Origin of the sequence: Vibrio sp. CyArs1, assembly GCF_022432925.1 — a bacterium.
Classification (GTDB): domain Bacteria; phylum Pseudomonadota; class Gammaproteobacteria; order Enterobacterales; family Vibrionaceae; genus Vibrio; species Vibrio mediterranei.
Genome location: NZ_JAKRBO010000010.1, coordinates 32,584 through 46,572 on the forward strand (window position 1 = coordinate 32,584; position 13,989 = coordinate 46,572).

Below are 13,989 nucleotides of genomic sequence, written 5' to 3' on the forward strand. Positions count from 1 at the left end.
TAGACCACAGAATAAAAAAGGCGCTCTATTGAGCGCCTTTTTGCTACCGTTCGATAGAGCGAAAGCTACTCGCCTTGCTCGCGTGCAATGGCACGATAACCGATGTCGTTGCGGTGGAACATGCCGTCCCAGGTGATCTTCTTAGTCAACTCATAAGCGCGTGCTTGAGCTTCAGATACTGTGTTGCCCAGTGCAGTTGCACAAAGCACTCGACCACCGTTAGTCACAACATTGCCGTCTTTGTCTGTTGTACCTGCGTGGAATACTTTCTCACCTTCCACTTCTGTTGTTGGTAGACCAGAGATAACATCGCCCTTGCTGTAAGATGCTGGGTAGCCACCTGCCGCTAGAACGATACCGATAGAAGCACGTGGATCCCACTTAGACTCAACTTGGTCTAGCTTTTTGTCGATTGCAGCTTGGCAAAGCTCAACCATGTCTGATTGCATACGCATCATGATAGGTTGTGTTTCTGGGTCGCCGAAACGACAGTTGTATTCGATAACTTTAGGCGTACCGTCTTTGTCGATCATTAGACCCGCGTATAGGAAACCAGTGTATGGGTTACCTTCTGAAGCCATACCGCGAACCGTTGGATAGATAACTTCTTCCATGATGCGGTTGTGGATTTCTTGAGTAACCACTGGAGCAGGTGAGTATGCGCCCATACCGCCAGTGTTAGGACCTGTGTCCTTATCACCAACACGTTTGTGGTCTTGGCTGGTTGCCATTGGCAATACGTTTTCGCCATCAACCATCACGATGAAGCTTGCTTCTTCGCCATCTAGGAACTCTTCAATAACCACGCGGCTACCGGCGTCGCCAAATGCGTTGCCAGCTAGCATGTCTTTGATTGCATCTTCTGCTTCTTCAAGCGTCATCGCAACGATAACACCTTTACCAGCAGCAAGACCGTCAGCCTTAACAACGATTGGTGCGCCTTGCTCACGAACGTAAGCCAGTGCAGGTTCAATTTCCGTGAAGTTAGCATAAGCGCCAGTTGGGATAGCGTGACGAGCTAAAAAGTCTTTGGTGAACGCTTTTGAGCCTTCTAGCTGAGCTGCAGCTTGAGTAGGACCAAAGATCGCTAGGCCTGCTTCTTGGAATGCATCAACAACACCAATCACAAGCGGTGCTTCAGGACCAACAATCGTTAGCTCGATGTTTTTATCTTTTGCAAACGCAACTAGACCTTGAATGTCTTCAACATCAATCGCAACGTTCTCTAGCTTAGGCTCAAGCGCAGAACCTGCGTTGCCTGGTGCTACGAAAACAGTTTCAACATTTGGATTCTGAGCCACTTTCCAACCCAGAGCGTGCTCACGACCACCAGCACCAATAATTAGAACGTTCATTTAATAATCCTTTCAAAATTTGGATTACTCTAAGCATTTGGTGTTGCAGCGCTAATGTGGCTACAGCACCAAATGCGACAAGTAATTAGTGACGGAAGTGGCGCATGCCTGTGAAGATCATCGCCATGCCATGCTCATCAGCGGCTGCGATAACTTCGTCATCGCGCATAGAGCCACCTGGTTGGATAACGCACTTGATGCCAGCTTCTGCTGCAGCATCAATGCCATCACGGAACGGGAAGAACGCATCAGATGCCATTACGCAGCCTTCAACCTGCAGACCTTCGTCAGCAGCTTTAATACCAGCAATTTTCGCAGAGTACACGCGGCTCATTTGACCAGCACCTACGCCGATAGTCATGTCGCCTTTCGAGTAAACGATCGCATTGGATTTCACGTATTTAGCCACTTTCCAGCAGAATAGTGCATCTTTCAGCTCTTCTTCGGTCGGTTGACGCTTAGAGACTACTTTAAGGTCATCAAGTGATACCATGCCTTGGTCACGGTCTTGAACCAGAAGACCACCGTTAACGCGCTTAACGTCAAAACCGGTTGTCTTAGTTGTCCACTCGCCACACTCTAGTAGGCGAACGTTTTTCTTAGCGGCAACCACTTCTACTGCTTCAGCTGAAACAGAAGGTGCGATAATCACTTCAACGAACTGACGTTCAACAATGGCTTTCGCTGTTTCTGCATCTAGCTCTTGGTTGAAGGCAATGATGCCGCCAAACGCTGATGTTGGGTCAGTTTTATAAGCGCGGTCATACGCTTCAAGGATGCCTTTACCCAGTGCAACACCACATGGGTTTGCGTGCTTAACGATAACGCAGGCTGGCTCATCAAACTCTTTCACACACTCAAGTGCTGCGTCAGTGTCAGCGATGTTGTTGTAAGACAGCGCTTTACCTTGAATTTGGCGAGCGGTAGATACAGACGCTTCTTCTGGGTTTGCTTCTACGTAGAATGCAGCATCTTGGTGGCTGTTTTCACCGTAGCGCATGTCTTGTTTCTTCACGAACTGTTGGTTGAACGTACGTGGGAATTTAGACTCTTCATCACCCTCTTTGTTCTCACCGTAAGATGGAACCATAGTGCCGAAGTAGTTAGCAATCATGCCGTCGTAAGAAGCTGTGTGCTCGAACGCAGCGATAGCTAGGTCAAAACGTGTCTCTAGAGTCAGAGATTTTTCGTTTGCGTCCATTTCAGCAATAACGCGGTCGTAGTCGTGTGCATTAACAACGATAGTCACGTCTTTGTGGTTTTTCGCAGCAGAGCGAACCATAGTTGGACCACCGATATCGATGTTCTCAACGGCGTCTTCTAGCGTGCAGCCTTCTTTAGCAACCGTCTCTGCGAATGGATAAAGGTTAACGACAACCATATCGATAGGGTTGATACCGTGTGTCTCCATAACTGCATCGTCTTGACCACGACGACCTAGCACACCACCATGAACTTTAGGGTGCAAAGTCTTGACGCGACCATCCATCATTTCAGGGAAGCCTGTGTAGTCAGATACTTCAGTTACTGCGATGCCTTTCTCTGCAAGTAGGCGAGCTGTACCACCTGTTGATAGGATATCAACACCACGTTGTGCTAGCGCTTCGGCAAACTCAACAATACCAGTTTTGTCAGATACGCTGATAAGAGCGCGGCGAATTGGACGAGCGTTATTCATGCTTCTGTCTTCCTCAAAATCACGGAGTTAACGTTGCTGTGTGTAGGTGTTTATACCTACGGCATAAAGATAGTTGCCAAAATAGCGTGGCTTGCACCATCATAGGGACAGGTCACTAATACTTTGGCAATTATCCTTGAGCAAAAAAGCATCATTTATGTCGATGGCGCGTATTCTAACCAATCTATTACAAAAAAGCTCGCGCAATCGTTTGGCATCGCAAAAAAAAGTGCAAAAAAAAGGATTATAGGCCAGTTTTGTAACAAAGAGGTTAATTTAAACGGTTATGTTTCAGATAGGTGAGTTAGCAAAACGCTGCAAAGTCACAGCGGATACGTTGCGATTTTATGAGAAAAACCAACTTATCGCTCCCGCAGGGCGCAGTGAATCTGGGTATCGTCTTTATAATGAAGAGAGCCAAAAACAGGTTAGCTTTATTTTAAAAGCCAAAGAGCTCGGCTTGAGCCTAGACGAAATCAAAGAACTGCTAGGCATTAAACTTGAAGCTACCGAGCATAGCTGTGCAGAGGTGAAAGCTATCACCTCTGCCAAACTTAGCATCATCGATGAGAAAATAGCGGAGCTAACACGTATTCGGACCGCGTTGAAAAAAATCAATGACGCATGTTGTGGGCATGGTCATGATGCCAGTCATTGCTCTATATTAGCGGCGTTGGAATAACCACACCTCATAGCTATCCGCGAGGCTACCAACCTTAGTTTGCACCTTTGATCATCGGCATTGTATAGGTGAAAACTCTCAAGACCTCTATAATCGCGCCTTTCCACAGTCATCCGCTGGTAGCGTGGGGCTATAAAGTGCGGGGACGTGTATGTGAGAGACGAAAATTCATATGGTAGAGGTCTATTTTCAAATCAACGACTGGGTTCTCAGTGTTGATGAAAATAAGCTGTATCGACAAGATAGGGAAGTCTCTGTTGAACCACGCTTAATCAATCTATTACATTTCTTAGCCGAACACTCTGGCCAAGTCTACTGTCGCGACGAACTAATTCGTTACGTTTGGGACGGCGCCATTGTCACTGATCAGGTTGTGACTCAGTCTGTGTTTGAACTGCGAAAAATCCTCCGAGATGGTCGTGAAGAGAATCTGCATTATGTCGGAACGGTGCCCAAACGTGGCTACAAACTAGTGGCTGCCGTCACACCAATGACGCCAGAGCAATTTCTTCAATATCGATCTTCTTCTATTGCCCCTGCAAGTTCGGATACATCAACGTTACACTCTAAATCCGATCCAATAGCTGTGGACAGTGACACCGATGCTCAGGAAGCGATCGCTTTTCCGGCTGCACCATTGACTCGAGCTCTGTACCAGAAGCAGAAGGCAACGCGAAGCAAAAAGCCCAAACGACTGTTAAGTCCATGGCGTTTAGGGGTTATCAATGCAATTTGGATTGGTATTTTGGTGGCTGCGATTGGCATCTTTACTTACCAACAATCTGAGGTGAGCATTACACAGGTGATTGACACGCATCTTATCGAGTTTGAGTTTCAAGATGGCATTCGCAGTTTAGGGCGTAGCTATGAACTGGCGGATGGTTTTGCTCAAAAGTTGATGTCTGATATTACTCAAGTCAGTGGCTATCGGGTGATGCTGCATAAAACGGCATTCAAAACGGGAATTGTCCCCGGTAAAACTGTACTGGTAAGAGTGGATGAAGACGATGGCCGCGACTTTCTTGAATTGGAATATCGAGATAACTCCTCCGAAAAAGTGTTGTTTAGCCGTCAATATGCCTTAGCCGACAAGCATTTGAAATCTGTACTCAAACAAAGCTCCTTAGATTTGATGCGAGTGCTTAATGTAGCCAATGCTGAGCAACGTGCGGTGACCATGATGGCTGGAGTACCTAGTGATCCTGAAGCACTAGGGTTGTTTATTCGTGCTAACCATTATTTGAATATGTCTGATGTTAGGCAGTTCCAATATGGCATTGATTTGTTGGAAAAGGTGGTAGAGCAAGAGCCGGATAACGCCTATGTACAGTCTGAATTGCTGGCCGCCTATTATGTTAGAAGTGCTTTAGACGAGAGTAGCCCTTTAACCCAAGAGAAGCTAGGCAAACTCAGTGGTGCGCTAAAACAATACCTTGCGACATCGAATGGACCGATACAACCGCGTATCTACGAGGCACTGTCTTTACATGAAACCATGGTGGGAGACCAAGAGCAAGCCGCCGCCTACCTGAACCAAGCGCTTCAACTTCGTGATTCTGTGTTGGCTTATATCATTAAAGGTAAGCACGCTGAGTTATCAGGGGATGTGGATAGTGCAAGTGAGGCCTACAGTGAAGCCTTCTATATTGATACGTCCGTAGAAACCTACTTGTTGTGCGAAAATCTGATTTTTTATAGCAATCTAAAACAGATTGACCACGCCATGTATCGTGCAGTTCATCCTTCTGTTGTCCGACTTATCTAATCCTTGTTGAGCGCGTAGAGAATCAGTAGCGCACCCATACTCAAATACTCGCCCTCCTTATTGGAGGGCGTTTTTGTATCTGGCATAGGGCTGGCTTGATATCAGGAAAGTACGTTTTTGGTGATAAAGGCTCACCTTGATATTTTTAGAATGGTTTAGCTTGGTAGTTTATATTGACTATCTAATTGTTTTTTAAAGGTTTAATTTTATTTTTGATAAGGTTTATATCAAGGTTGAACGTTTCTAGCTAATGGTTTTATTGATAACTTCAGATTGATTTCTTTGCTTGAAATTGGGCGTAACCTGCATCTCGAAAATTCACGAGGTGTTGCTCAACCTTCTTACGGTGACATCTCGAATCGGCTTCAGTTTGAACGCATGACGTTCAAGTAGAACTAATTTGGAGATGTTATGTCATCGAATACAAAGAAAATTGGCCTCATTGCCTGTACTGGTGTTGTGGCGGGTAACATGATGGGCAGTGGTATTGCGTTGTTACCATCGAGCCTGGCGGCTGTGGGTTCCATTTCACTCTATAGCTGGGTGATATGTATTGTTGGCGCGTTGAGCCTTGCATTTGTGTTTGCACGTTTGGCAACGAAGAACCCTCAAGAGGGGGGGCCTATCGCGTATGCCGGTGAAATTTCTCCTGTATTTGGCTTCCAAACCGGTGTGCTCTATTACCACGCAAACTGGATCGGTAATTTAGCGATTGCAATTACAGGTGTTTCTTATCTTTCGGTCTTTTTCCCAGTCTTAAACAACCCAATTCCCGCCGGCATCGCGACGATTGCCTCGGTCTGGGTATTTACTATGGTGAACTTGCTTGGTGGCAGTTGGGTTAGCCGCTTATGTACATTAGGGCTTGTGCTTATCCTCATCCCTGTGCTCGGTACCGCGTTATTCGGTTGGACGCACTTTGAACCTGCGTTGTACAGCCAAAACTGGAATGTCTCTGCAGGCAGTGATAGTCACGCTGTTATCGCGGCGGTATTGATTTGTCTATGGTCTTTTGTTGGTGTTGAATCAGCAGCGGTGTCCTCCGGTATGGTGGATAACCCAAAACGTACTGTTCCACTAGCAACCATGTTAGGGACCGCTATTGCTGGTGTGATTTACATTGTGTCGACTCAAATGATCAGCGGTATGTTCCCTGCTTCTGAAGTGGCTGCATCTGGTGCACCGTTTGCACTAGCTACCACAGAGATCTTTGGTCACTGGACTGCGCCTTTCGTTGCCGCTTTCACTGCACTGGCCTGTTTTACCTCTTTGGGTTCTTGGATGATGTTGGTGGGTGAAGCCTGTAAACGGGCGGCCAATGATGGCAACTTCCCGAAAATTTATGGTGAAGTCGATAAAAATGGTGTTCCTAGAAAAGGTCTCATTCTCGCTTCCATCAAAATGACAGCGTTAATGTGTGTATTGATGGTGTTCAGTTCAAAAACTGCTCATGCGGCAGACCTATTTAATCAACTGACGACTGATGCCGTATTGCTCACTATGCTGCCTTACTTCTACTCCAGCATTAACTTGATTCGTTTTGAAGGTATGACGACTCGTAATGGTTTCGTGATGTTCTTCTCTGGTATCGCATGCTTGTTCTGCATGGTGGCATTAGCAGGAGCAGAAGGAACAACATTAACAGCCACCTTCATCATGTCACTCATCATTTTGATGTTCTACAGCAAAAAAGCGGGCTTAGCTCAGTACATGGAGCAACACCCTAACGAACTGTCTTCGCAGCAAGCGAGTCACTAATTCTTCGCTGGTGCGAAGTGCACCAGCCCATTTATTCCTAGGCGCTCTATTTACTCACTGTCTTTGGCAGGGAGCGCCCTCATTCGCCTTGGAGATGTCCAAATGAATATTTTCGCAATCCTTAATCACATGGGTGTGTTCTTCAAAGAAGAGCTGGTTCGTCAACTGCACGCTGCGCTAGAAAAAGCAGGTTATGACGTAGTTTACCCAGTTGACGACAAAGACCTAATTAAACTGGTTGAAATGAATCCCCGCGTCTGTGGTGTGCTGTTTGACTGGGATAAATACTCGCTCAATCTTTGTGAGCGCATCAGCGCAGTAAATGAGAAGCTGCCAGTACATGCATTTGCTAATGACCAATCTACATTGGATATTTCACTGACGGATCTGCGTTTAAATGTCAGCTTCTTTGAGTACGCTTTAGGTATGGCGGACGATATTGTCATCAAAGTGAACCAAGCAACGGAAGCGTATAAAAACGCTATCATGCCGCCATTCACTAAAGCGTTATTTAAATATGTCGAAGAAGGAAAATACACTTTCTGTACACCAGGACATATGGGAGGCACGGCATTCCAAAAAAGCCCTGCGGGAAGTATTTTCTACGACTTCTATGGACCAAACACCTTCAAGGCCGATGTCTCAATCTCTATGCCTGAACTAGGGTCGTTACTTGATCATTCTGGTCCGCACAAAGAAGCGGAAGAGTATATCGCGAGAACATTTAACGCGGATAGTTCTTATATTGTAACTAACGGTACATCGACATCGAACAAAATCGTTGGTATGTACTCAGCGCCGGCGGGCAGTACTGTGCTTGTGGATCGTAACTGTCATAAGTCACTAACTCATTTAATGATGATGAGCGACGTGACACCGATTTACTTCCGTCCAACTCGCAATGCTTACGGTATTCTTGGGGGGATTCCACAACGCGAGTTTAGCCGTGAGGTTATTGCTAACAAAGTAGCAAATACTGAAGGGGCTAGCGCACCGACCTATGCGGTAGTCACTAACTCAACGTATGATGGTCTACTTTACAATACCCAGTTCATCAAAGAGTCTTTGGATTGTAAGCACATTCATTTTGACAGTGCTTGGGTGCCTTACACTAATTTCAACGCTATTTATAATGGCAAGTGTGGCATGAGCGGTGAAGCAATGCCGGGTAAAGTGTTCTATGAGACACAATCGACTCACAAATTGTTGGCAGCCTTCTCTCAAGCTTCCATGATTCACATTAAAGGTGAGTTTGATAAAGCTTCTTTCAATGAGGCATTTATGATGCACACCTCAACCTCACCACAATACGGTATTGTGGCATCAACAGAAACGGCAGCGGCAATGATGCGTGGTAATACTGGGCGTAAGTTGATGCAAGACTCTATCGACCGAGCGATTCGTTTCCGTAAAGAGATCAAACGCCTTAGAGGTGAAAGTGAAGGCTGGTTCTTCGATGTATGGCAGCCTGACAACATCGACACAACAGAATGCTGGAAATTGGATCCTAAAGAGACATGGCATGGATTTAAAGATCTAGACGATGACCACATGTACTTAGACCCAATCAAAATCACGCTATTGACTCCGGGTATGAGTAAGTCTGGTGAGATGGAATCAACCGGTATTCCGGCTTCCCTAGTTGCTAAATACCTTGACGAACGCGGTATCGTGGTGGAGAAAACAGGCCCATACAATTTGTTGTTCTTGTTCTCCATTGGTATCGATAAATCTAAAGCAATGCAACTGCTGCGCGGTTTAACCGAGTTTAAACGTGGTTTCGACCTTAACCTAACCGTACGTACTATGTTGCCGTCACTATACCAAGAAGACCCCCACTTCTATGAAGGTAAACGCATTCAAGAGGTGGCTCAGGGTATTCATGAGCTAACAATGAAATACCAATTACCAGAATTGATGTACAAAGCATTCGATGTTCTGCCTGAAATGAAAGTCACACCACATGCGGCTTGGCAACAAGAGCTACGTGGTCAAATTGAGGAGATTAACTTAAAAGAGATGGTGGGTCGTGTCAGTGCTAATATGATCTTACCTTATCCTCCAGGTGTGCCACTTGTGTTACCGGGTGAAATGGTGACTGATAGTTCACGTCCTGTGTTGGATTTCTTGGAAATGCTGTGTGAAATCGGCGCGCATTACCCAGGCTTTGAGACTGATATTCACGGTGTTTATCGTCAGAAAGATGGCTGCTATACCGTTAAAGTATTGAAAGACCAATAAATAGATTGATTAGGGCGTCTGATGTCGTTTGCATGCTCCATCTTGATGCACTCATCCTAGAAAGTGGCCGCTACCCCGATTGACGACCGCTTAATATCAAAGGCGAACAGCGTGACTGTTCGCCTTTTTTATTCTTAGTACTTAAGGCTAAGAGACTTTAAAGGTGCTTATACCAGAACTGAGTTGATGGCCGTTTTCCATTAACCGCTCACTGGCTTGAGCCAGTTTTTGAGCTTCTAGAGCTGACTGATTACCGTGATCAGCAATTTGTGTTAGGTTCTGGCTAATTTCGTCAGTCGCCAAGGTTTGCTGTGAACTGGCTTCAGCGATTTGCTGATTCAGCGCAACGATAGCGTTCACTTGGGTGTCAATCTCTTGCAGCGCGAGCTTGGCGTTGCTCGCTTGTTCTAATGTTTGTTGTGACTGTTGCTGAGTTTGGGTCATCGATTGACTTACTTGCGCCGCTTGATTTTGCAACTTCTGAATAATCAGTTCGATTTCGTCCGTGCTGCTTTGAGTGCGAGTGGCCAATGTGCGAACTTCATCTGCAACCACCGCAAAGCCTCGACCCTGCTCTCCCGCACGAGCTGCTTCGATAGCAGCATTGAGCGCGAGCAAATTGGTTTGTTCAGCCACGCCACGAATCACCTCTAAGACGGCCCCTACCTGTTGGGTGTCACTCGCCAGTAGCTTGATGTTGTTATCCGTTTCTGTAAGACGCTCTGAGAGGGACTGCATGTATGACGCGGCAAGTTCTATCACTTCACTACCTTGCTGTCCTTGTTCACTGGCTAAAGTGGCAGCATGAGCGGCATGCTGAGCAGAGTTGGCCACTTCTTGGTTACTGGCATGCAACTCGTTCATAGCGGACGCTACGGTATCCACAGCTTGCTGTTGCTGCTGTGATTGACTAGCCCCGTTTTGTGCTACAGCGTTAAGGGAAATGGCAGCTTGGGTTATGTTGTCGGTTACCGGCTTAATATCGCGAATGATGTGTTCCAACTTATGTGTGAAGCGGTTAAATGCAGCGGCAATATGGCTCAATTCATCATTGCCTTGCTCTGGTAGCTTCTTCGATAGATCGCCGTCACCGCTGGCTATCTCTGTCAGTGCCTCTAATGTTTCGCGGCAAGGTTTCGCAATACTGCGGCTGATGAGGGTGGCACATGCTAACATAAAGGCCAACGCGATCACGACGGTTATTAAGACTTTCTGTATGGCTTGCCAGACTTGCGCTTGAACATCATCGACATAGACACCAGTGCCGATAATCCATCCCCAAGGCTTAAAGGCTTTGATATAAGAGACTTTCTCTACGGGTGTTTCTAAACCAGGTTTAGGCCAGAGATAAGGTACAAAGCCCGCTTGTTGTTGTTTTGCAACTTGCACCATCTCAACAAACAGTTTTTTGCCACTAGGGTCGGCAATTTGACTAAGGTTTTGCCCGTTTAGTTGGGGCTTGATAGGGTGCATGACCATGGTGGGGGTAAGATCGTTAATCCAAAAATAATCGTTCCCTTCATAACGAAGGCTCTGAATCGCTTCAGCGGCCGCTGCTTGAGCCTGCTGTTGACTCAACTGACCGGACAATTGTTGCTGGTGGTAATGGTTGACAAGCGAGTAGGCACTCTCAACTAAGTGGCGAGTTTTAGTTTTCTTTGCCGCTATCAGGGATTGTTGATAATCAACTAGTGCGAGAACGAGCGGGACCATCAGCGTGATGGAGACAATCGCTATCAGTAGATAGAGACGAGTTTGAATAGAGCTACGGCGCAAAAATGAGGCATTCATCCTAAGAACTCCTTTTTCTTATAGGTGAACACATTACCAACAGGGCAGTTGGCATGCTGACTTTCATTGTTTGTTATTGTGTGGCCAGTCTGACAAGGTTTTGTGGTTATTGTGTGTTCTACGATACGTGATGGTGAAACATCCGGCTATTCCCTAATGGTCTAAGATTTGACCCAAGTTCCGTTTTATCGAATGCAATATGGCTGATAACAGCAGAGTTGTGATCTACAGACAATAAAAAAGCCAGAGCTAGGCTCTGGCTTTTTCACAAAAACAATCACAATGGATTAGTTCATGCCGTATTTCTTAAGTTTCTTACGAAGAGTACCGCGGTTGATACCCATCATAGTTGCTGCGCGAGTTTGGTTACCGCGAGTGTACTGCATGATGGTGTCTAGTAGCGGCTGTTCTACTTCCGCTAGAACTAGTTCATACAATTCAGTGACGTCTTGACCATTTAATTGAGCAAGGTAGTTCTTTAGAGACGCTTTTACAGAGTCGCGTAGAGGCTTCTGTGTGATCTGGTCTTGAGATGTTACTGTAGTAACTGTCAATGGTTCTGAAGTCAAATTTTGTTCGAACATAATCGGTTTAGCTCTTCTCGTAATTATGATGCAACGTTTTCAAAATAGCCTTGCAATGCGTTTAGCTGCTCATTAGCCGCTTCAATCGCGTTGAAGGCACGGCGGAACTCACTGGCTTGTTCATGTTCTTTTAAATACCAGCCAACATGCTTACGAGCGATGCGTGGACCTAAATATTCACCATAAAATTGATGAAGTGCCTGAACATGACCTAGCAAAATGCCTTGTACGTCCTCGGTGGGACGCTCTGGCATCAGTGTACCGTTTTCCAAATAGTGTTGGATTTCCTCAAAAATCCATGGCCGTCCTTGGGCCGGACGTCCAATCATCAAAGCGTCTGCACCGGTATAATCCAGTACGAATTTCGCTTTCTCAGGGCTATCGATATCACCGTTAGCAATAACCGGTATAGAGATAGCGTTTTTAACCGCTTTGATGCTGTCGTATTCTGCCTCGCCTTTGTACATACAAGTTCTAGTTCGACCGTGAAGGGCGAGTGCTTGTATGCCGCAGTCTTCGGCTAGTTTTGCAATTTGGACACAGTTCTTATTGTCTGTATCCCAGCCCGTACGGGTTTTCAATGTCACAGGGACATCTACGGCATCAACCACAGTACGCAGAATATCTTCGATAATGTCTGGGTACTTAAGCAGAGCTGAGCCCGCGAGCTTTTTATTCACTTTTTTAGCAGGGCAACCCATGTTGATGTCGATGATTTGCGCACCGTTCTCAACACTGAATTGTGCCGCCTCAGCCATAAGCTTGGGATCGGCACCTGCTATTTGCACCGAGCGAATACCAGATTCACCCTCGTGCACCATGCGTTGCTGTGACTTAGCTGTTTTCCACAGTTTCGGGTTGGATGACATCATTTCACTGACCGCCATTCCCGCACCGTAACGAAGGCACAACTCTCGAAACGGTCTATCCGTAACACCCGCCATAGGCGCCACAATCAGATTGTTCTTAAGTTGGTATTGTCCGATTCTCAAAACATTGCCACAGGTTTACACAAGCAAGGGCGCGCATTTTACGCATTTTTTCGGTGCGTGAAAAGACTAATATTTGAGCATTTACAATTTGTTTCTGCAAATTGCCTGATTTTCAGGCGTTTAGTGGTAAAACTATTCTGTATCAACAAAAAAAAGCAGTGCGTTAGCAAGCTAACGCACTGCTTTGTAAATAATAATGGTTACTTTTTACCCGAGATTCGGCACCATTCATTGAGCTCAACGATTGGGTCGATAGTCATCTCATCACGGTAATAGTTCGCAACATCTTCTGCTTGGGTGTCTAACACGCCAGACATGGCAAGTTGGCCACCTTCTTTCACTAAGCCTTTAATGATGCCAGATAGGTCACGAAGAGGACCCGCAAGAATATTGGCAACGACCACATCGGCAATTAAGCCTTCCGGTTGGTTTTGTGGTAGGAATAGCTCCAATTGGTCAGCAACGCCATTGCGCTCAGCGTTATCTTTCGATGCGGTTAGAGCTTGAGGATCGATGTCGATCCCGATTACTTTTGCTGCACCAAGCTTGATCGCGGCGATTGCTAGGATCCCAGAGCCACAACCAAAGTCGATAACGGTTTTACCAGCAAGGTCTAAAGATTCAAGCCACTCAAGACACAGAGCTGTAGTAGGGTGCGTGCCTGTGCCAAAAGCCAAACCAGGGTCTAGCATCACATTTACGGCATCTGGCTCTGGAACATCGCGCCAGCTTGGGCAAATCCACAAGCGTTCGCCAAACTTCATTGGGTGGAAGTTTTCCATCCACTCACGCTCCCAATCTTTGTCTTCGAGCTGTTCAACTTTATGAGCAAAGCCCTCAGCGAGCATGTTTGACGCAGTTATTTGGGTCAAAATAAGCTTGGTGTCTGCTTCTGCATCGTACAGGGCTACGATGTCAGTATCGCCCCACAGACGAGTTTCGCCAGGTAACGGCTCAAAAACAGGGGTATCATGTGCATCTAGGAAGGTGACGGATAGAGCGCCAGTTTCTTCCATCAACATATCGCCGATTTGTTCAGCGTTTTCGTTGGTTGCATTTAGTTTGATTTGAATCCAAGGCATGAGTTGGGTCCTTGCTTGACGAATTTTGCGCAGAGTGTAGCAGATTCGCGTTAAGTGAGCA

The 13,989-nt window shown here is 46.2% G+C and carries 10 protein-coding genes and 1 pseudogene; 4 read left to right on the forward strand and 7 right to left on the reverse strand.

Annotated elements, in window-relative coordinates:
* Nucleotides 1-65: 65 nt before the first annotated feature.
* The 3 genes and pseudogenes from purD to MMA19_RS22420 form a co-directional block, all read right to left on the reverse strand.
* Nucleotides 66-1,355, reverse strand: coding sequence for a phosphoribosylamine--glycine ligase (gene purD, locus MMA19_RS22410; protein WP_240207282.1), 1,290 nt, complete (start codon nt 1,353-1,355; stop codon nt 66-68).
* Nucleotides 1,356-1,440: 85 nt separating this feature from the next.
* Nucleotides 1,441-3,033, reverse strand: a complete 1,593-nt coding sequence (gene purH / locus MMA19_RS22415) for a bifunctional phosphoribosylaminoimidazolecarboxamide formyltransferase/IMP cyclohydrolase (protein ID WP_240207283.1) — start codon at nt 3,031-3,033, stop codon at nt 1,441-1,443.
* Between the two features lie 156 nt (nt 3,034-3,189).
* Nucleotides 3,190-3,288 (reverse strand): annotated as a pseudogene (locus MMA19_RS22420) (phosphoribosylamine--glycine ligase); the annotation flags it as partial.
* A gap of 31 nt (nt 3,289-3,319) precedes the next feature.
* On the opposite strand from MMA19_RS22420, the gene zntR reads away from it, so the two are divergent.
* From zntR to MMA19_RS22440, 4 genes are all read left to right on the forward strand, one after another.
* Nucleotides 3,320-3,715: a Zn(2+)-responsive transcriptional regulator gene (gene zntR / locus MMA19_RS22425; protein WP_006073412.1), complete on the forward strand. Its 396-nt coding sequence runs from the start codon at nt 3,320-3,322 to the stop codon at nt 3,713-3,715.
* A 172-nt stretch (nt 3,716-3,887) separates the two neighbouring features.
* Nucleotides 3,888-5,480, forward strand: a complete 1,593-nt coding sequence (gene cadC, locus MMA19_RS22430; protein WP_240207284.1) for a lysine decarboxylation/transport transcriptional activator CadC — start codon at nt 3,888-3,890, stop codon at nt 5,478-5,480.
* A 411-nt stretch (nt 5,481-5,891) separates the two neighbouring features.
* Nucleotides 5,892-7,238: a cadaverine/lysine antiporter gene (gene cadB / locus MMA19_RS22435; RefSeq protein WP_240207285.1), complete on the forward strand. Its 1,347-nt coding sequence runs from the start codon at nt 5,892-5,894 to the stop codon at nt 7,236-7,238.
* 102 nt (nt 7,239-7,340) lie between these two features.
* The gene (locus MMA19_RS22440) at nt 7,341-9,479 is read left to right on the forward strand and encodes a lysine decarboxylase CadA (RefSeq protein ID WP_240207286.1); all 2,139 of its coding nucleotides are present in this window, start codon (nt 7,341-7,343) and stop codon (nt 9,477-9,479) included.
* 147 nt (nt 9,480-9,626) lie between these two features.
* Here the strand turns inward: MMA19_RS22440 and MMA19_RS22445 are convergent, their stop codons facing one another.
* From MMA19_RS22445 to prmA, 4 genes are all read right to left on the reverse strand, one after another.
* On the reverse strand, nt 9,627-11,270 hold the full coding sequence (locus MMA19_RS22445) for a methyl-accepting chemotaxis protein (RefSeq protein WP_240207287.1): 1,644 nt from the start codon (nt 11,268-11,270) through the stop codon (nt 9,627-9,629).
* A gap of 287 nt (nt 11,271-11,557) precedes the next feature.
* The gene (fis, locus tag MMA19_RS22450) at nt 11,558-11,854 is read right to left on the reverse strand and encodes a DNA-binding transcriptional regulator Fis (RefSeq protein WP_006073423.1); all 297 of its coding nucleotides are present in this window, start codon (nt 11,852-11,854) and stop codon (nt 11,558-11,560) included.
* A 23-nt stretch (nt 11,855-11,877) separates the two neighbouring features.
* Nucleotides 11,878-12,846 (reverse strand): tRNA dihydrouridine synthase DusB, encoded by a 969-nt coding sequence (dusB, locus tag MMA19_RS22455; protein WP_031494196.1) that lies wholly within the window; start codon nt 12,844-12,846, stop codon nt 11,878-11,880.
* Between the two features lie 200 nt (nt 12,847-13,046).
* Nucleotides 13,047-13,928 carry a 50S ribosomal protein L11 methyltransferase gene (gene prmA / locus MMA19_RS22460; protein ID WP_031494195.1) on the reverse strand — a complete coding sequence of 294 codons (882 nt, stop codon included), beginning with the start codon at nt 13,926-13,928 and terminating at the stop codon, nt 13,047-13,049.
* Nucleotides 13,929-13,989 lie beyond the last annotated feature (61 nt).